The organism is Amycolatopsis jiangsuensis, from assembly GCF_014204865.1.
GTDB classification, from domain to species: Bacteria; Actinomycetota; Actinomycetes; order Mycobacteriales; family Pseudonocardiaceae; genus Amycolatopsis; species Amycolatopsis jiangsuensis.
This window is the reverse complement of the sequence record NZ_JACHMG010000001.1, coordinates 4,268,729-4,286,478: the sequence shown is the minus strand read 5'-3', so window position 1 is coordinate 4,286,478 and position 17,750 is coordinate 4,268,729. Positions and strand designations below refer to the sequence as shown.

The window sequence follows — 17,750 nt, the reverse complement described above, 5'->3', positions numbered from 1 at the left end:
GAAGCCGCTACTGCGACCGAGCCGGAAACTTCGACACTCACCAACCGCCCACGCCTACACCTCCGGCGCTGCTGGCCCTTGGGCGTGTGACTCGCGCCGGGCTGCAGACATTGCCGGGCTGCGGATGCTGCCGGGCTGCGGATGCTGCCGGGCTGCGGACATTGCCGGGCTGCGGACATTGCCGGGCTGCGGACATTGCCGGGCTGCAGACATTGCCGGGCTGCAGACATTGCCGGGCTGCAGACATTGCCGGGCTGCAGACATTGCCGGGCTGCAGACATTGCCGGGCTGCAGACATTGCCGGGCTGCAGACATTGCCGGGCTGCAGACATTGCCGGGCTGCAGACATTGCCGGGCTGCAGACATTGCCGGGCTGCAGACATTGCCGAGTCGCGGAAGCTGCCGGCCGCCGATGCTGCCGAGTCGCCGACACTGGCGAGCCGACCAGCACTGCGGGGCACCCAATCTGTCGGCTCGCGGTCGCTCAGCGCTGCGAAGTTGGCGGCAATGCTGGGGGCGCCCATAGTGCCGGGCAACTCGCTTTGTCGACTTGCCGTCGACCCACGCTGCGGGGGCCCTGTCGCTGCTGGGGCGCCGCAAACCACCTGTGGCTCCGGTTGGCGGGAGGTCGTGCTTTGCCGGTTGTCCTGACGTCGGCGACGGTCACCGTCGCGACTGGTCACCTCGCCGCAGTGAAGTCATGCCCGATTTTCCGGCGGCGGTCGGTCCTTGTGCGCTGGCGATCACTGCGCAGCGTCAGCTCCGGTACACCGGCGGTCTCTGTGAAGCCTCGTTCCGGTACACGGGCGATCTCGTGCGGCTCGGCCTGCAGCACATCTGCCGCCGTCGTGTTGTGGCACGGCGCGAGGGCAAACTGGCTGGTCAGCCGCGCCTGCGTTGCCAGCCGCCCCGCGTTCCCAACCCGTCTGCGTTGCCAACCCGTCGGCGTTCCCGTCTTGCCGGAGTTGCCGTATAGCGGCATTCACGTGCGGCATTACCGTATGGCGGCATTCACGTACAGCGGCGTTGCCTGCCCGGTCCCCGCTGCAGCCCTCCTGCGCCCGGTCAGCCCCCTGTGCTGTCCGGGCGCGGCCCGCGCGGCCCCTGGCTGATCTCCGCGCGGGCTGGCTGCCGGTCGATGTCCCGTCCGGTCCGCCCTGTGGACCGGCATCGTCCGGCTTTCCCCTTGTGTTCCCCGGTCGTGCCTGTGTTCAGTTGTGCCCCGATAGCCCCGGTCCGTCCCCACGGCGGTGGCCTCTGTCCTCGAGACGTCCGCCTTCGGTGATCATTACGCGGTTCGGCCGGGAAAAATTCCCTGTTCCTGCCTGGCAAGACGGTCGGGAGGTCGCCGAGGTTCACTCCGGAGGCAAATTTCCCGACACGTCCGGCTCACCCGTCCCGGACGTGCGGTTCTTGCTAGCGTCGCCACCGATGACTCCGCCGACCAACGAGCCTTCCGACGGCGACCCGGCCCCGCGCCGCCCCGGCGCGCGCCGGCCCAGCCTGGCCGAGCGCAAAGCCGCTGCCCGGGCCCGAGCGCGTCGCGCAGCCGAGCACTCCGCGGCGGACCGCCCCGACGGCCGCCCGGCGACCGACGGCGAGCCCGTAGCAGCGGACGGATCCGCGACCGCCGGTGATCCCGCAGCCGACAGCGGCCCCGCGACCGGCGCCAGCCCCACGGCCGACGGCGGATCCACGGCAGCCGGTGGTTCCGCGCCTCCCGGTGGTCGCGCGCTCGCCAGTGGTCCGGCAGCCGGTGGTCCCGCGACCCCCGACGGTCCCGCGCACGCTGGCGGTCCCGCAGCCACTGGTGGTCCCGCGACCCCCAGTGGTCTCGCGACCTCGGGCGGTCCCGCGCACGCCGGTGATCCCGCAGCGGCTGGTGGTCCGGCATCCGCTGGCAGTCCCCCACCCGTTGGTGGTCGGGCAGCCGCTGATGGCCCCGCGTCCCCCAATGGTTCCGTCACCCCCAGTGGTCCCGCAGCCGCTGATGGTCGGGCAGCCGCCGGTGGTCCCCAACCCGCTGGTGGTCGGGCAGCCGCTGGTGGCCCCGCGACCCCTGGTGGTCCCGCAGCCGCTGGTGGTCGGGCAGCCGCTGGTGGTCTCGCGACCCCGGGCGGTCCCGCGCACGCTGGTGGCCCCACCGCCCCCAGTGGTTCCGCGACCCCCGGCCCGCGTTCCGTCGACGAGCGGCGGGTCGCGCTCGAGATCGGCCGGCAGGAGATCTCGCCGGCGTTGTGGGTTGCCGTCGGGCTCGTTGTGGCGGGGGCGGTGGCGCTCGCGGTGGGGGCGGTCGTGCCCGTCTCGCCGGATGCGGGGCCCGGGTTCCTGTCCTGGCCGCTGCTCGTGCTGCTCGCCGTGGTGCCCGCCGGGGTGGTCGTCGCGGCGGTCGGCAGCAGGCGGGTGGGGCTGGCGGCCGGACTGGTCGTCGGGCTCGCCGCGCTCGCGCCCGGACGGCTGGTGCTCGACGGGCAGTTCCTCGTCAACGGCGCGAAAACCGTCCGTCCCGAGTTATACCTCCCCGATCGGCTACTGGATCGCAGTGCGGTCGGTGCCGGGTTCTGGCTGCTGGTCGCCGGGCACGTGCTCACGCTGGTGGCGGGCATCGTCGCCGCGCGGGTGGCTCGCGAGCTCAACGAGGTCGCGGGCAGCGACGCGGGACAGCGCCGCTGGCGGCTCGTGGTTCCGCTGCTCGCCGTGGTCGCCGCGGTCGGGCTGTTGATGACTCCCGTGCTCTCCGACGACCCCTTCCTGCTCGCACGTTCCGCCTTCGAAGGACCCGGCGTCGCCCTCGCCGGGTACGTGCTGCTCGCCGGGGCGCTGCCGATCGCTGCCGTACTCGGGCTGTCCGCCGCGTCCGACGGGGTGGCCCGCGGGACGCTCGGTGGCGTCGCGGCCGCGGTCTTCGCTGTCGCGCTGCCCGCGCTGGTGGCCGGGCTCGCTGTCAACGGCCTGCACGTGTCGACCGGCGCGTACCTCACAGTGGTGCCGACGGTGCTCGTTCTCGTCCTCGCTCCGCTCACCACGCCTCAAGAGGCTGTTTCGGAGCGCACGGATCTCGCCGGTGAAGCGCGCATTCCCAGCCTGACGCTGTGGCGCAGCCTGACCGCGCTGCTCGCCTTGCTCACCGCAGTGGCCGCAGCCATCGGCGCGCTCGCTCCTCAACTCGGTACGACCACGGAAAGCCCCGCGCGCTGGCATCTGCTCGCCTCGGCGATCTTGGTGGTTCTTCCCGTGCCCTTCGTGCTCACTCGACGTACCGCGGCCGCCGCGCGGGGGTTGCTCACCGTGCTGTGGGCGGGCGTGGTGCTCGCCGGAACGGCCGTGCTGAGCACCGCCATCACCGCGTCGGAGGCGACGGGGCTCGGCGGGCTCGGTGGCGCGATCAGCTACCGGCTCGGTGCCGGCGCCGTGTTCACCGGCGTCGCGCTCGGGCTGGCCGGGCTCACCGCGCTGGCCGCGGTGATCACCGGTGTCGTGGAGCGCGACGACACCGGTACCGAAGGACCGCGTTCTCCGGTTCTCGTGCCGGCCGTGGTCGCCGCGGTGCTCGCTGTCGGATCCTTCGGTACGCCGGTGTTCACCGCGCCGGACTATCCCTCGCCCGGGCTTTGGTCCGATTTCGACACTCCGTCGTGGGGTCTGCTCACGGCTCTGCTCGTGGTCCTCGGCGTACTCGCGCTCGGGGTGCGCTCCCGGCCGGGTGCGGCCGCGGCCGCGTACGCCGGTGCCGCGGTGCTGCTCGCCTTGCACGTGGCCGAGCTGCCTCTCGTCGGCTCCGCCATCGACGGCGCACAGCCTGGCCTCGGCTTGTGGCTCGGTGTCGGGGCGGTGGTGGCCACGGCCGTCGCCGCAGCGTTCGCAGCCGCCGGTGCGAAGCGGGACGAGTGAGCCCGCGGCGCGTTGTGCTCGCAGAGCTCGCCGAAGGTCCCGACGCGGTCCGCTTCGCGCGGCTCCTGCGCGACGCCGGGCTCGAAGTCGTCCACGTGGGACTGCTGGGCACTGTCGAACAGGTCCTGCGCACCGTCGAGCAAGAAGACCCGGACGTGCTCGCCGTGACGGGCGCGGAACCACCACCCGAACTCGCGGACGCGCTCGGCGAAGTCCACCTGTTCGTGCTCAGCACCGGTGACGGTGGCTACCCGACGCTGGAAAAAGCGGCGGAAATGGTCGCTGGTGGGCGGTCTCACACCCTCGCCACACCCTCTGACCGCACACGGTGACCGACTTCACCAGGTGCGGCGTCCCCTGTGTCTGCGCAGGTCGCTAACCTCGACTGGTCCGACAGCGCGGTCCGGGAACGGACCACCACAGTGGCGTGTCGTCAGGAGACTGGAGTAGTGGACCTCTACGAGTACCAGGCGAGGGATCTCTTCGCCGCCCACGGAGTACCGGTTCTGCCGGGCTCGGTGGCCAACACACCGGAAGAAGCCAAGGCCGCCGCGGAGCAGATCGGCAACCAGGTCGTCGTCAAGGCGCAGGTGAAGGTCGGCGGCCGGGGCAAGGCGGGCGGCGTCAAGCTCGCCCAGACGCCCGACGAGGCGAAGGAGAAGGCGGAAGCCATCCTGGGTCTCGACATCAAGGGTCACGTCACGCGCCGCGTGCTCGTGGCGGAGGCCTCGGACATCGCGTCCGAGTACTACTTCTCCTTCCTGCTCGACCGGGCCAACCGCACCTTCCTGGCGATGGCCTCGTCCGAGGGCGGGATGGAGATCGAGCAGCTCGCGGTCGAGCGCCCGGACGCGCTCGCGCGGATCCCGGTCGACGCCATCGCGGGCGTGGACAAGGCGAAGGCGCTCGAGATCCTGAAGGCCGGCAACTTCCCGGCCGACATCGTCGACGAGGCCGCCGACGTCGTGGTGAAGCTGTGGGAGACCTTCGTCTCCGAGGACGCCACCCTGGTCGAGGTCAACCCGCTGGTCCGCGACCCGCAGGACAAGATCATCGCCCTCGACGGCAAGGTCACCCTCGACGAGAACGCCTCGTTCCGGCACCCGGCGCACGAGGAGCTCGTCGACAAGCAGGCCGAGAACCCGCTCGAGGCCAAGGCCAAGGCCAAGGACCTCAACTACGTCAAGCTCGACGGCGAGGTCGGCATCATCGGCAACGGCGCGGGGCTCGTCATGTCCACTTTGGACGTCGTGGCGTACGCGGGTGAGAAGCACGGCGGCGTGAAGCCGGCCAACTTCCTCGACATCGGCGGCGGCGCCTCGGCCGAGGTGATGGCGGCCGGGCTGGACGTCATCCTCAACGACACCGACGTGAAGAGCGTGTTCGTCAACGTCTTCGGCGGGATCACCGCGTGCGACGCGGTGGCCAACGGCATCGTCGAGGCGCTGAAGATCCTGGGCGACGAGGCCACCAAGCCGCTGGTCGTGCGCCTGGACGGCAACAACGTCGTGGAGGGTCGCCAGATCCTCGCCGACGCGAACCACCCGCTGGTCACCGTGGTGGACACAATGGACAACGCGGCCGACAAGGCCGCCGAGCTCGCCGCGGCAGGTGCGTGAGATGTCGATCTTCCTCAACGAGAACAGCAAGGTCATCGTCCAGGGCCTCACCGGCTCCGAGGGCATGAAGCACGCCACCAAGATGCTGAAGTCCGGCACGAACATCGTGGGCGGCGTGAACGCCCGCAAGGCCGGCCAGACGGTCACCGTCGAGGGCAAGGACCTCACCGTGTTCGGCACGGTCGAGGAAGCCATCAAGGAGACCGGCGCCGACGTGTCGGTCATCTTCGTGCCGCCGAAGTTCGCCAAGGACGCGGTCGTCGAGGCCATCGACGCGGAGATCGGTCTCGCCGTGGTCATCACCGAGGGGATCCCGGTGCACGACTCGGCCTACTTCTGGGCGCACGCGGTCGCCAAGGGGAACAAGACCCGGATCATCGGGCCGAACTGCCCCGGCGTGATCAGCCCGTCGAAGTCCAACGCGGGCATCATCCCTGCCGACATCACCGGCCCCGGCGGCATCGGGCTGGTGTCCAAGTCCGGCACGCTGACCTACCAGATGATGTACGAGCTGCGCGACATCGGCTTCTCCACGGCGGTCGGCATCGGCGGTGACCCGGTCATCGGCACCACCCACATCGACGCCCTCGAGGCGTTCGAGAAGGACGCCGACACCAAGGTCATCGTGATGATCGGCGAGATCGGCGGCGACGCCGAGGAGCGGGCCGCGGCCTACATCAAGGAGAACGTGACCAAGCCGGTCGTCGGCTACGTCGCGGGCTTCACCGCCCCCGAGGGCAAGACGATGGGCCACGCGGGTGCGATCGTCTCCGGTTCGTCCGGCACGGCCGCCGCGAAGAAGGAGGCCCTCGAGGCCGCCGGCGTGAAGGTCGGCAAGACCCCGAGCGAGACCGCCGTGCTCGCGCGTGAGCTGTTCAACAGCCTCGGCTGAGCTGCGGCGACACTGTCGGCGAGGGCCGGGCACCCCGAAGGTGCCCGGCCCTCGCCGTGTCTTCCGGCAACCCGCTGGGTATCCCACGCGTCCCATGGCGCGGATGCGCTAGCGTTGACCTGCTCGTGAGTGGCGAGTCCGGTGCTCACCGGACTCAGCACTCACGAGGTCCTGGGCGGTGCCCGTCTCCCCCTTGTTGCCCGGTCGAACGACAGGAGAGTTCCCGATGACCTACCCCAGCGGCGGGCCCGGCTACCCCCAGCAGGGTGGCGGGCAGCCACCCCAGGGACCGCCCCCGTCGGGCGGCTTCCCGCAGTCGCAGCCCCCTTCGGGTGGGTTCCCGCAGCAGCAGCCCGCGCAGGGGCCGCAGGCTTCGTCCCCCGCGGTGTCCCCGGAAAACCTCCCGCTGCTGCTGTCGCTCGGGGTGGCCGTGCTCGGGCTGGTGCAGTACTTCATCGGCTTCTCCGACGAAGCGGGCGACGTCGGCCAGGAGACCATCTTCCTGCTCGTCGGCGGCCTGCTGTCCGGGCTGGTCGCGCTGCCGAAGTCGCCGAAGGTGCTGCCGTTCGCCACGCTGTTCAGCGTGCTCGGCGCACTCGGCGCGCTCGATACCGTGATCGCCGAGCAGTCCACGCCGGGCATCGTGGTCGTGATCCTCGTGCTGGGTTTCGTGCAGATGCTGGTGTCGGTGGCCGCGCTGCTGCTGGAGTACGGCGTGCTCAAGCCGCCGGCACCCAAGCCCGCCGTGCCGAACGTGCCGCAGTACCAGCAGCCCTACGGCCAGCCGTACCAGGCGCAGCAGCCGGGACAGCCCGGTCAGCCTGCCCAGCCGGGCCAGCCTGCCCAGTACCAGTCGCCGCAGCAGCCGCCGGCCCAGCCGTCGCCGGGGCAGCAGGCCACCACGTACGCGCCGCAGCAGGGCCAGTTCTTCCAGCAGCCGCCCGCCGAGCCGGGCAAGCAGAACCCGGGCACGCCGCCCGGTGGGTTCGGCCAGAGCTGATCCCGCGAATATCCGGCACCCGCTGTGACTCTCCGTGTCACGGCGGGTGTTTTTTCTGCGCTGATCCCACGACCGGGTGGGGGTTGGCTTCGCCACGTCCGCCCGGCGGCGCGGCGCACCCGAATGGCCGAGCGCGGATGTCATGGTCGGGATCATGCAGGTGCTCACCAGACCCGATCGCCCCGCGGGCGACGAGCCGGTGGACGACACCCCCGGAGCGGACGGCACGCCGGCGACCCGGCTGCGGGTGGTGCTCGGCGCGGCCCTCGGCCCGCTCGTCACCGGGTACGCCGTGGTCGCGACGCTGCTCGCGCTCGTCACGCTGACCGCGGAACGCACCGAGTTCTCCGCGGGCGGGGTACTGCTTTCGGCCGGTCCCGGCTGGCTGGCCGCCTACCAGGTCCAGCTCGGCATCGGCGGTCACCCGCTGGGTGTGCTGCCGCTGCTGCCGACGATCGCCGTGCTGCTGCTGGTGGCGCGGACGGCGTCCGGGGCGGCGGCCCGGCTCGGATACGCCGGGCCGCGGCAGGCGGTACCGCTGATCGCCGCGATCACCGGCGCCCACGTGCTGTTCGGCCTGGTGATCGGCTTGTTCTCGCTCGGTGAACCGGTGCGGGTGAACCCGGCTCTCGCGGCCGTGGTGCCCGGGGTGTTCGCAGCGGTCGCCGCGACCGGAGGTGTCCTGCGCCGTTGCGGCCTGCCCGTGACGCTGTCCGAACGGCTCGATCCGCTCGCGATCCGAGGCCTGCGCGCGGGACTGCTTGGACTGTCCGCACTGGTGCTGATCGGGGCGCTCGTGCTGACCGCCGCCACGGCGTTCTCCGCGCACACCGTGTCCAGCCTGTTCGAACCGTCGATCGGCAGCAGCTTCGGCCTGCTCCTGCTGTCCGTGCTCTACCTGCCCAACGGCGTGGTGGCCGCGATGTCCTTCGCCACCGGGCCAGGTTTCACGGTCGGTGAGCTGAACGTGCACCTCGTCGGCTACCGCGGCGGTTCAGTGCCCGCGGTGCCGCTGCTCGGCGGCATCCCCGAGCATGCCGCGGCGTGGTGGCCCGTGCTGCTCGTGCTGCCGCTGGCGGTCGGGCTGCTGGTCGGCTGGATGGTCCGGAACGCCGACGACGACCCGGCCGCGCGGATCCGGATCGTCGTGGTGGCCGGCGCGGTGGTCGGGTTCGGCTGCGTGGTGCTGGGCACGTTCGCCGGCGGACGGCTCGGCGACGGTCCGTTCGACCCGGTCAGCGTGCCGGTCGGGGTGGCTTCGATCGTGGCGTTCTGCTGGATCGTGATCCCGGCCGGGTTCGTGGCCTTCTTCGCCGGAGCGCACGCGCCGCCGCGAGCCCCCGCCGGTCCCGCCGTCGAGGACGAGGAATCCGTGCTCCCGGACGCCGCGGAAGACCCCGAGGCCGCCGACGACGAACCCGCGGACACCGATGATTCCGAAGCTTCCGGCGATGCCGAAGACGACCCGGAAGACGGGGAAGACCCCGGAGAGTTCGAAACGCCCGAAGCCGCCGACGACTCCGAGGAGTCCGAGGACGCCGATCCCGCCGACGACGCCGATCCCGCCGCCGACGCCGAAGCCGCCAGCGCCGCCGAAGACTCCGACATCCCCGAAGCCGCCGAGCCCGCCGACGAGTTCGACGCCGAAGCGGATGCCGAACTGGGGCTCGAACTGCCCGAGGACGTGCCGCCCGGCGATCCGGAACCCCCCGCCGAGCAGTCGCGGACTGTGACCGAGTCCACCGAGGACTCCGGCGACGAAAAGCATCCCGGCGCCGACCGTTAGGGTTGGGGTGACCTGGTGAAGCGCCGCGTGCCCGAGGTGCGCTGCCGTGCAAGGAGCCCGTTCTGGCCAGCCGCTTGGACCTGCCGACTCCGGTGAAGCTCGTCGTGCTCGCGTCCGGTTCCGGGACGCTGCTGCAGGCCGTGCTCGACGCCGCGGGCCGCTCCGGGTTTCCCGCCGACGTCGTCGCGGTGGGCGCCGACCGCACCGGAATCGAGGCGCTGACGCGGGCGGAACGGGTGAGCGTGCCGTCGTTCACCGTCCGCGTCGCCGACCATCCCGACCGCGCCGCGTGGGATCGCGCGCTGGTCGCGGCGGTCGACGCCTACCGGCCCGACCTGGTGGTTTCCGCGGGGTTCATGAAGATCCTCGGTCCCGGGTTCCTGGCCCGCTTCGCCGGCCGGGTGATCAACACCCATCCCGCGCTGCTGCCGTCGTTCCCCGGGATGCACGCGGTCGCCGACGCGCTGGCGGCCGGGGTGCGGGTCACCGGGTCGACGGTGCACTTCGTCGACGCCGGGGTGGATACCGGACCTGTCATCGCGCAGGAAGCGGTGACCATCGAGGACGACGACACCGAAGACGTCCTGCACGAGCGGATCAAGGCCGTGGAACGCAGGCTGCTGGTGGAAACGATCGAGCGACTCGGCCGTGGTGGGTGCACCGTGGACGGACGAAAGGTGAGGTTTTCGTGAGCACAGCACAGGGGCGACGCCCGGTCCGGCGCGCGCTGATCGGCGTCTCGGACAAGGCCGGCCTGCTCGAGCTCGCCACGGGTCTGCACGCGGCCGGCGTGGAGATCGTGTCGACCGGCGGTACCGCGAAGGTGATCGCGAACGCGGGGGTCCCGGTCACGCCGGTCGAGCAGGTCACCGGGTTCCCGGAATCGCTGGACGGCCGGGTCAAGACCCTGCATCCGCGGGTGCACGCCGGTCTGCTCGCCGACCAGGGCAATGAGGACCACGTCGCGCAGCTCAAGCAGCTCGAGATCGCGCCGTTCGACCTGCTCGTGGTGAATCTGTACCCGTTCACGCAGACGGTCGCTTCGGGGGCGAGCCCGGAGGACTGTGTGGAGAACATCGACATCGGTGGCCCGGCCATGGTGCGCGCGGCCGCGAAGAACCACGGCAGCGTCGCGGTCGTCGTGGAACCGGCGCGGTACGCGTGGGTGCTGGAGCAGGTCACTGCGGGCGGTTTCGAGCTCGCGGACCGCAAGCGGCTCGCTGCGCAGGCGTACGCGCACACGGCTGCGTACGACTCGGCTGTCGCGTCGTGGTTCGCGAACGCCTACGCGCCCGCGGACGACTCGGGCTTCGCGGACTTCCTCGGCTCCACTTGGGACCGTGCCGATGTGCTGCGCTACGGCGAGAACCCGCACCAGCAGGCGGCGCTGTACCGCAGCGCGCAGCCGGGTCTCGCGCACGCCGAGCAGCTGCACGGCAAGGCCATGTCGTACAACAACTATGTCGACACCGACGCCGCGCGGCGAGCCGCCTTCGACTTCACCGAGCCCGCGGTCGCGATCATCAAGCACGCGAACCCGTGCGGGATCGCAGTGGGCGCCGACATCGCCGAAGCGCACCGCAAGGCTCACGCGTGCGACCCGGTTTCCGCGTACGGCGGCGTGATCGCGACGAACCGGCCGGTCTCGGTCGAAGCCGCGGAGCAGATCGCGGAGGTGTTCACCGAGGTCGTGCTCGCTCCCGAATTCGATCCGGAAGCGCTGGAAATCCTGCAGCGCAAGAAGAACGTGCGGCTGCTGAAGCTGCCGGTGATCGACGCTCCCGCGCCGGTCGAGCTGCGGCCGATCTCCGGCGGCGTGCTCGTGCAGACCGCCGACCGGATCGACGCACCGGGCGACGACCCGGCTTCCTGGCAGCTGGCCACCGGCGCCCCGGCCGACGAGCACACGCTTGCGGACCTGGAGTTCGCGTGGCGGTCACTGCGTGCGGTGAAGTCGAACGCGATCCTGCTGGCGCACGACCGGGCGACCGTCGGCGTCGGCATGGGCCAGGTCAACCGGGTCGACTCGTCGCGGCTGGCGGTCGCCCGTGCCGGGGACCGGGCCAAGGGCTCGGTGGGCGCGTCGGACGCGTTCTTCCCGTTCCCGGACGGGCTCGAGGTGCTGATCGAGGCCGGCGTGCGCGCGGTGGTGCAGCCCGGCGGTTCCATCCGGGACGCCGAGGTGATCGCGGCCGCGGAAGCCGCCGGGGTCACGCTCTACCTCACCGGTACGCGGCACTTCGCGCACTGAGCGGCGGTTACGCCTCGCTGCGCAGCAGGCCGTAGACGATCGCGTCGCGGTAGGTCCCGTCGCGCCAGGTCGCCTGGCACAGCAGGCCTTCGCGGTGGAATCCGGTCTTCTCCAGCACGCGCTGCACAGCGAGGTTTTCGGTGTCGGTGAACGCTTCGAGCCGGTGCGCGCTGGTGAACCGGAAAAGGTGTTCGGCGAGCAGCTGGTGCGCCCGCGTGCCGACGCCGTGGCCACGGTGGTCGGGCAGGAGTGTGACGCCGATTTCGTAACACCCGCCGACCGGTCCGCCCCGGTCGGCGGCCTCCCATGTCGCCATCCCGGCCACCGCGTCGTCCACGACCACCGCGACCGCACTCGAGGTGGCACCGAGTAACCCGTCCGCGGCGAAGCGCCGCCGGAGGGCCTGGGAATCGACGAACCCGGACCGCCGGAACGCCCCGGCTGCCTCGGGCTCGGTGCCGAACCGATCGAACGCCGCGAAATCGGCTTCGCCGAAGGGTCGCAGGGCGATGTGCTGCTTGTGATTGCCGCCAGTCTTCATCGGAGCCCAGTCTAGGGACTGCTACAGGTTCTCGGCGTAGAAGGAGGCGAGCCGGTCGACGGCGGCGTCGACGTACTCGGGGACGTCGTACATCTCGTAGTGGCCGGCGTCGTCGATCACCATGAGGTCGACCGGATGGGGCGCCAGCTTCCACAGCTTCATGCCAGCCTCGTAGGAACCGGTGTTGCCGATGCGTCCGGCGAGCACGACCTGCAGTGGCTGGGTCATCAGCTGATCGACCAGGTGGAACGCGTCATAGCCCAGCAGCAGCGAATCACCGCGCGCGAGGCGGCGGTTCGTCGAATGCTCGTTGCCGCCCCGCTCGGTGCGGTAGTACGTGACCGCCTGGGTCGTGTCGATGTCGGCGTCCGCCGCGTCTTCCAGGGTGTCGGGCAGCCAGTTCAGGCGGGCCAGCTCGCCGGTGCGGTTCTCCTCGGCGCGCGCGGTGGCCATGGCTTCGAGCGCGGCGACCGGGCCGTCCGGCTGGAAGCCGCGGAACGAAGTGCCCATGTTGCCCGGAACGACGGTGCCGACCGCTTTGATGCGGTGGTCCGTGCGGGCGGTGTGCACTGCGTAGCCGCCGCCGGCGCAGATGCCGAGGACACCGATGCGCTCCGGGTCGATCCCGGGCGTCGTGCCGAGTGTGTCGATCGCGTAGGAAATGTCCTCACCTCGGCGGTACGGGTCTTCGAGGTCGCGGGGTTCGCCGCCGCTTTGCCCCTGGTGGGCGGGGTCGAACACGAGTGCCGCGATACCCCGGGCCGCGAGCCGGGAGGCGTAGTTCGCGCCGATCTGTTCCTTCACGCTGCTGCCGGGAGTGGAAAGCACCACGGCACGCAACGGCGTGCTCCCGTCGTGGTCCTCGGGCAGGTGAAGGTCGGCCGCGAGCGCGATCGGCCCGCGAGGGATCGTGATGTGCTGGAGCACGGGGTGGCGCCTTTCGCGTAAGGTTCGTTCGGTATTCGGGTACTCCGTGATGAGTATTAGTCTAAATCTGAACTAGTACAGAACTGTACCACTTGATCGAGGGAGCCCACGTGCCGGTTGACGCGGCCCAGCTGTGGACGCTGAACCATCGTTTGCTGACCGTCGTGCTGGACGCCTGCGGTGCCGAACTGGCCGCGCTCGGACTGGAAACGAAGGAGTTCTTCGTGCTCGCCGAGGTGGCTACGTCGCCGTATCCGGCCGAGCTGGCGACGGCGCTGGTGATCCCCAAGGCGAGCGTGACGGTCTACGTACGCAACCTCGTCGCGAAGGGATTCATGCGGCGCGAGATCGACGACGTGGATCTGCGGCGTCACCGGCTCGTCCTGACCCCCGAGGGCGTGGCGGCGCGGGACCGGGCGCTCGCGGCGCTCGCGACGGAGTTCGATCGCCGGCTGGCGAAGATCGCGCCCCGCGATCGTACCGAGTTACAGCGGATTCTTCTGGAGATGCTCGAGTGAGCCGTGGTGGGCTCCGGACTGAGGTCTTCGCTCGCCGGGGTGATGCATATGTTCTTGGGTGCGTTATTCAGGCCGGAACGTTCGTATGTTCGACTCCCGGGGTAAAGGCCGGCGCGTTCGACGGCGCAGAAGGCGGTCTGAACGCGGAGACCAGCAGCTTTGTAAGGCCTCGATCGACCACCTGATCCGCGGCGTCTCTATCTGGCCTTCCGGGGTGTGCCAAGGTCAGCCGAGCGGTCGGCCAAGCACGAGGTGCCGAGCCTCGCGGAGGAAAGCCTGGACGACGGCGTCATCGGCGAGGTTCGGCTCCTTTCGGCTACCGGCGGCGACGATGACCGTAGCGACGTCGTGCAGCTTGACGTTCGTGTGCTGGGAGATCTCCGTCAACGCAGCGAACGCGTGGTCGGCGCTCCAGCCGCGAATCAACATGAGCATGCTTTTGGCTTGCTCGATAGCAGGCTGGGTGGCCAACGCGGTCCGTAACTGGTCGCGCTCGAGTGCAACGCCATCCCAGTCACCTTGAGTCTCCACTCACGTACTCAATCTCACCAGCAGCTGGCACGTGCCTCAGTCGCCGCCAGCACAGATCAGCTGACGGCGCGGCACTGGCCATATCCGGACTGTGGACCGGTGCCGCCGCCGCCATCAGGTGTTCTGGTCCACGACCACCTCGTGCCGGACGAAGCTCCAGCGGCCTCCGCGCCGGACCAGCCGGTCTCGGTAGCGCCCGAATGCGGCCATCTGCGGGGGGCCACCTGTGCTGAGCAGCGTGAAGTAGCTCTCGGCCTCGACGTCGGTTCCGTCGTCGACGGGAACGATCCGGGTGTTGGTGACCAGGTGCCGGGTCGGCTGCGTGCCTTCGGCGATGAGGTCACCGATCGCGGGACCGGTGACCTGCCGGCCTCTGATGACCACGACGGCGTCTCGGAGCAGGTCGCTGAAGACGCTCCGGTTTCCCTCGTCGACCGCGCGGGCGCGGTTGAGGATCAGCTCGGTGATCTCCGCACGGTCGTCGGCGGTCACCACGGGACGGCTCCGTCGCGGCTGAGGTAGCTGCCGGTGGGTCCGTCCGGGGCGACGGTGGCGAGTTCGACGATGACGTCGGTGCCCTCGGTGACGGTCTGGGTGCCGAGGTAGTCGTTGATCTCGGTGGCTGTCGGGCCGGGTCGGCGATGTTGACCCGGAACCGTGGAAGGGCTTCGGCGTACTTCAGGGTGAGCATGTTGATCGCCGCCTTGCTTGGCTGGTAGAAGGGCAGCGGGGTGGCGTGCTCGAGCGTGGCCGGGTCTACCGACCGGGTGAACGACCCCATGCTGCTGGACACGTTGACGATGCGCGGAGCGTCCGACTTGTCCAGCAGCGGCAGGAACGCGCGGGTGGTGCGCAGGGTTCCGAGGTAGTTGGTCTGCATGACGCGCTCGGCCTCAGCGGCGGTGACCTCGAGGATGTCGGAGACGCGCGGGCCGGGGATGCCGGCGTTGTTCACCAGGACGTCGATGCGGCCCTCGTGCGCGGCGACGTCGGCCGCCGCCGCGTCGACCGAGGCCTGGTCGCGGACGTCGATGGCGACGAACCGGGCGCCGAGTTCGGCCGCGGCTTTCGCGCCGCGCTCGGGATCGCGGGCGCCGAGCAGGACGTCGTGGCCGAGGGCGACGAACCGCCGGACGGCCTCGTAGCCGATGCCGCGGTTGGCGCCGGTGACGAAAGTGATGGTCATGGGAAGGCCTTTCGGGGCGGGCGAGGTGCTCCTCTTCGGAGCGGTCCCGACCAGTTCACCGGTGTCGCCCTGAACCGGGAAGGCACGGGCTTCCTGGGTGCGCCACACCCGGGAAGCCCGTGCCTTCCGCGGCGTGCCCGACGACCCGACGATCGACGTGCCCCCGCGACCGGAACGAAAGGAACACCCATGCCGAGCCAGGCCGTCGTCGAGAAGTGGATCGAGAAGTACGTGCACGCCTGGACCACCAGCGCACGCAAGGACATCGAGGCACTGTTCACCAAGGGAGCCGAGTACCACGAGTGGCCCTACGAGACCGACTGGATCGGCCGGGACGCGATCGTCGAAGGCTGGCAGAGCCGCGACGACTGGCAAAAGAACGGCTGGGCCTTCGAGTGGGAGGTCTTGATGATCACCGGTGACACCGCCGCCGTCCGCGGGCTGGGGACTTACGACGAGTTCGGGAAGTTCGACAACCTCTGGACGCTGACCTTCGCAGCCAACGGCCGGGTCGCCACCTTCCGCATGTGGAACAACGCCGCCGGGCAGTGAGCGTCCACTGTGGTCCACTACTCTCGAACCGCGTGATCGGAACCTCGTCGCGCCTGCTGCACCTGCTCTCGCTGCTCTCGTCGCGGCCGAGCTGGACCGCGGACGAGCTCGCCCGGCGGATGGACGTCACCGACCGCACCGTGCGCCGCGACATCACCCGGCTGCGCGAGCTCGGTTACGACGTCGAGTCCGACCCCGGCCGGTGGGGCGGCTACCGGCTGCGCCCGGGCACCAAGCAGATCCCGCTCGTCTTGGACGACGAAGAGTCCCTCGCCGTCACGGTCGCGCTGCGGGAGGCGGCGCGGACCGGGGTGCTCGGCGACGACCAGGCCGTGCTGTCGGCGTTCCTCAAGCTGCGGCAGCTGCTGCCCACGCGGGTGGCGTCGCAGCTCGGGGCGATGGACGACGTGTTCGAGCACACCGCCCGGGCCGGCGGGCAGCCGCTGTCGCCCGGCCTGCTCGCCGGGTTGGCCTCGGCCTGCCGCCGCGGCGAGCGCGTGCGGCTGTCCTACCGGGACTCCCGCGGCACCGAGACCGAGCGCGCGGTCGACCCGCACCGGCTGGTGTTCACCGGGAACCGCTGGTACCTCGTGGCCCGCGACGTCGAACGCGCGGCCTGGCGCACGTTCCGGGCCGACCGCGTCGTGCACGCTGAGCCGACCGGCCGGGTGGTGCCCGTCGACGACCCGCCGGACGCCGCCCGGTTCGTCGCCGAGATGCTCACCAGCGACTATCCGCTCTACGTGACGGTGCGGCTGTTCGTGCCCCTGGCCGAGGCCATGCGTGCGGTACCGCCCACGGCCGGCGTGCACCGCGCCGACGGGCCGGACGCCACGGTTGTCGAACTCGGCGGCACCGACGTCGAGTCCCTCGCCGCGCGCCTGGTCAAGCTGGGCGTGCCGCTGACCGTCCTCGAACCCGCCGAAGTCCGCGCCGCGGTCCGGCGGCGCGGACTCGCGCTGGCCGACGGCAACCGTCCGGACGATCACTGACCCTCTTGACTGTAACTAGGGTTGTTACATATCTTCTTAATGTAACCAACACTGTTCTCATCAGGGGAGTCGGATGCGTGTCATCACGTTCGACCAGCCGGGCGGCCCGGAAGTCCTGCACGTCACCGAGACCGACCCCGCCGAGCCCGGCCCGGGTGAGGTCCGCCTCCGGGTCGAATACCTCGGAATCAACCGTCCGGACGCGCTGTTCCGCGCGGGGCTCTACCCGGTGCGGCCGACCCTTCCGTGGTCCCGGCTGGGTATCGAGGCGGTGGGCGTCGTGGACGCGATCGGCGCAGGCGTGACCGGCTTCGCGCCCGGGGACCGGGTGGTGGCAGGGCCGATCGCGCAGCAAAGCCGCCACGGTGTGTACGGCGAGCTCGCTATCGTTCCCGCCGCCGAGGTCGTTCCGGCCTTCGACGGAGTCAGCGCCGAGACCACGGCGGCGGTGTGGATGGCGTACTTCACCGCCTTCGGTGGTCTGGTCGAGACCGGCGGTCTCCGGGCCGGCGACCACGTGGTAGTCACCGCCGCCACCGGCGGCGTCGGACTGGCCGCACTCGACGTCGCGAACCAGGCGGGCGCGGTGGCGATCGCCGTCACCCGCTCGGCGGGCAAACGTGACCGGTTGCTCGCGGCCGGAGCTGCACACGTCGTGGTGACCTCGGACGAGGATCTCGAAGCCGAGGTCCGGAAGGTCACCGGCGGCCGCGGCGCCGAGGTCGTGTTCGACTCCGTCGGGGGCCCGCGGTTCCCGGACACCGCCGCCGCGGCCGCCGACAACGGCACGGTCGTCGCCTACGGCTGGTATGGCGCCGAGCCCGCGGCGCTGCCCACGCGCTGGCCGGTGAAAATACTGGGACACAACGGGTTCGCCTACAGCACCGATCCCGCCGCACTGTCCCGCATCCGCGAGCACCTCGCCCGCGGCCTGGCCGCAGGTGCGTTCCGGCCCCGCATCGACCGCGTCTTCGAGGGCCTGGACCAGGTGACCGACGCGCACCGCTACCTCGACTCCGGCCACCAGGTCGGCAAGGTCCTCATCAAGCTCGGCAACTGAAGGA

The 17,750-nt window shown here is 70.7% G+C and carries 18 protein-coding genes; 12 read left to right on the top strand and 6 right to left on the bottom strand.

All coding sequences use genetic code 11. From position 1 onward, the window contains the following. Positions 1-679 precede the first annotated feature (679 nt). The gene (locus tag BJY18_RS18940; RefSeq protein WP_184781239.1) at positions 680-982 is read right to left on the bottom strand and encodes a hypothetical protein; all 303 of its coding nucleotides are present in this window, start codon (positions 980-982) and stop codon (positions 680-682) included. Between the two features lie 1,289 nt (positions 983-2,271). On the opposite strand from BJY18_RS18940, the gene BJY18_RS18935 reads away from it, so the two are divergent. From BJY18_RS18935 to purH, 8 genes are all read left to right on the top strand, one after another. Then, positions 2,272-3,891 carry a hypothetical protein gene (locus BJY18_RS18935; protein ID WP_184781238.1) on the top strand — a complete coding sequence of 540 codons (1,620 nt, stop codon included), beginning with the start codon at positions 2,272-2,274 and terminating at the stop codon, positions 3,889-3,891. A gap of 14 nt (positions 3,892-3,905) precedes the next feature. Next, positions 3,906-4,223 (top strand): hypothetical protein, encoded by a 318-nt coding sequence (locus BJY18_RS18930; protein WP_312873892.1) that lies wholly within the window; start codon positions 3,906-3,908, stop codon positions 4,221-4,223. A gap of 117 nt (positions 4,224-4,340) precedes the next feature. Then, a complete protein-coding gene (sucC, locus tag BJY18_RS18925) occupies positions 4,341-5,510 on the top strand; it encodes an ADP-forming succinate--CoA ligase subunit beta (protein WP_184781236.1) in 1,170 nt (389 codons plus the stop codon). 1 nt (position 5,511) lies between these two features. After that, positions 5,512-6,402: a succinate--CoA ligase subunit alpha gene (sucD, locus tag BJY18_RS18920; protein WP_184781235.1), complete on the top strand. Its 891-nt coding sequence runs from the start codon at positions 5,512-5,514 to the stop codon at positions 6,400-6,402. A gap of 226 nt (positions 6,403-6,628) precedes the next feature. After that, on the top strand, positions 6,629-7,402 hold the full coding sequence (locus BJY18_RS18915) for a DUF5336 domain-containing protein (protein WP_184781234.1): 774 nt from the start codon (positions 6,629-6,631) through the stop codon (positions 7,400-7,402). Positions 7,403-7,556: 154 nt separating this feature from the next. Next, positions 7,557-9,188 carry a cell division protein PerM gene (locus tag BJY18_RS18910; RefSeq protein ID WP_246458920.1) on the top strand — a complete coding sequence of 544 codons (1,632 nt, stop codon included), beginning with the start codon at positions 7,557-7,559 and terminating at the stop codon, positions 9,186-9,188. A gap of 74 nt (positions 9,189-9,262) precedes the next feature. Then, on the top strand, positions 9,263-9,880 hold the full coding sequence (gene purN / locus BJY18_RS18905) for a phosphoribosylglycinamide formyltransferase (protein WP_184781232.1): 618 nt from the start codon (positions 9,263-9,265) through the stop codon (positions 9,878-9,880). Beyond that, the gene (gene purH / locus BJY18_RS18900; RefSeq protein ID WP_184781231.1) at positions 9,877-11,439 is read left to right on the top strand and encodes a bifunctional phosphoribosylaminoimidazolecarboxamide formyltransferase/IMP cyclohydrolase; all 1,563 of its coding nucleotides are present in this window, start codon (positions 9,877-9,879) and stop codon (positions 11,437-11,439) included. Before purN ends, purH begins: the two co-directional genes overlap by 4 nt. Before the next feature lie 7 nt (positions 11,440-11,446). Here purH and BJY18_RS18895 read toward each other — a convergent pair whose 3' ends face one another. Together BJY18_RS18895 and BJY18_RS18890 are read right to left on the bottom strand one after the other, a co-directional pair. After that, complete coding sequence (locus BJY18_RS18895) at positions 11,447-11,980, bottom strand: GNAT family N-acetyltransferase (protein WP_184781230.1); 534 nt, start codon at positions 11,978-11,980, stop codon at positions 11,447-11,449. A 21-nt stretch (positions 11,981-12,001) separates the two neighbouring features. Next, complete coding sequence (locus tag BJY18_RS18890; RefSeq protein ID WP_184781229.1) at positions 12,002-12,907, bottom strand: alpha/beta hydrolase; 906 nt, start codon at positions 12,905-12,907, stop codon at positions 12,002-12,004. Positions 12,908-13,017: 110 nt separating this feature from the next. Here BJY18_RS18890 and BJY18_RS18885 point away from each other — a divergent pair, with 110 nt between their 5' ends. Further along, positions 13,018-13,425 (top strand): MarR family winged helix-turn-helix transcriptional regulator, encoded by a 408-nt coding sequence (locus BJY18_RS18885; protein ID WP_184781228.1) that lies wholly within the window; start codon positions 13,018-13,020, stop codon positions 13,423-13,425. A 225-nt stretch (positions 13,426-13,650) separates the two neighbouring features. Here the strand turns inward: BJY18_RS18885 and BJY18_RS18880 are convergent, their stop codons facing one another. The 3 genes from BJY18_RS18880 to BJY18_RS18870 all read right to left on the bottom strand — a co-directional run bounded on the left by BJY18_RS18880 (position 13,651) and on the right by BJY18_RS18870 (position 15,142). After that, a complete protein-coding gene (locus BJY18_RS18880) occupies positions 13,651-13,956 on the bottom strand; it encodes an ANTAR domain-containing protein (RefSeq protein WP_184781227.1) in 306 nt (101 codons plus the stop codon). Between the two features lie 114 nt (positions 13,957-14,070). Beyond that, positions 14,071-14,412: a nuclear transport factor 2 family protein gene (locus tag BJY18_RS18875; protein ID WP_312874111.1), complete on the bottom strand. Its 342-nt coding sequence runs from the start codon at positions 14,410-14,412 to the stop codon at positions 14,071-14,073. After that, positions 14,297-15,142 (bottom strand): SDR family NAD(P)-dependent oxidoreductase, encoded by an 846-nt coding sequence (locus BJY18_RS18870; RefSeq protein ID WP_246458918.1) that lies wholly within the window; start codon positions 15,140-15,142, stop codon positions 14,297-14,299. The genes BJY18_RS18875 and BJY18_RS18870 overlap by 116 nt, the downstream gene beginning before the upstream one ends. A 189-nt stretch (positions 15,143-15,331) precedes the next feature. Between BJY18_RS18870 and BJY18_RS18865 the strand changes: the two genes are divergently transcribed. The 3 genes from BJY18_RS18865 (at position 15,332) to BJY18_RS18855 (ending at position 17,746) form a co-directional block, all read left to right on the top strand. Then, positions 15,332-15,694: a nuclear transport factor 2 family protein gene (locus BJY18_RS18865; protein WP_184781225.1), complete on the top strand. Its 363-nt coding sequence runs from the start codon at positions 15,332-15,334 to the stop codon at positions 15,692-15,694. Positions 15,695-15,726: 32 nt separating this feature from the next. Further along, positions 15,727-16,686, top strand: a complete 960-nt coding sequence (locus BJY18_RS18860) for a helix-turn-helix transcriptional regulator (RefSeq protein WP_184781224.1) — start codon at positions 15,727-15,729, stop codon at positions 16,684-16,686. A gap of 73 nt (positions 16,687-16,759) precedes the next feature. After that, on the top strand, positions 16,760-17,746 hold the full coding sequence (locus BJY18_RS18855) for a zinc-dependent alcohol dehydrogenase family protein (RefSeq protein WP_184781223.1): 987 nt from the start codon (positions 16,760-16,762) through the stop codon (positions 17,744-17,746). Positions 17,747-17,750 lie beyond the last annotated feature (4 nt).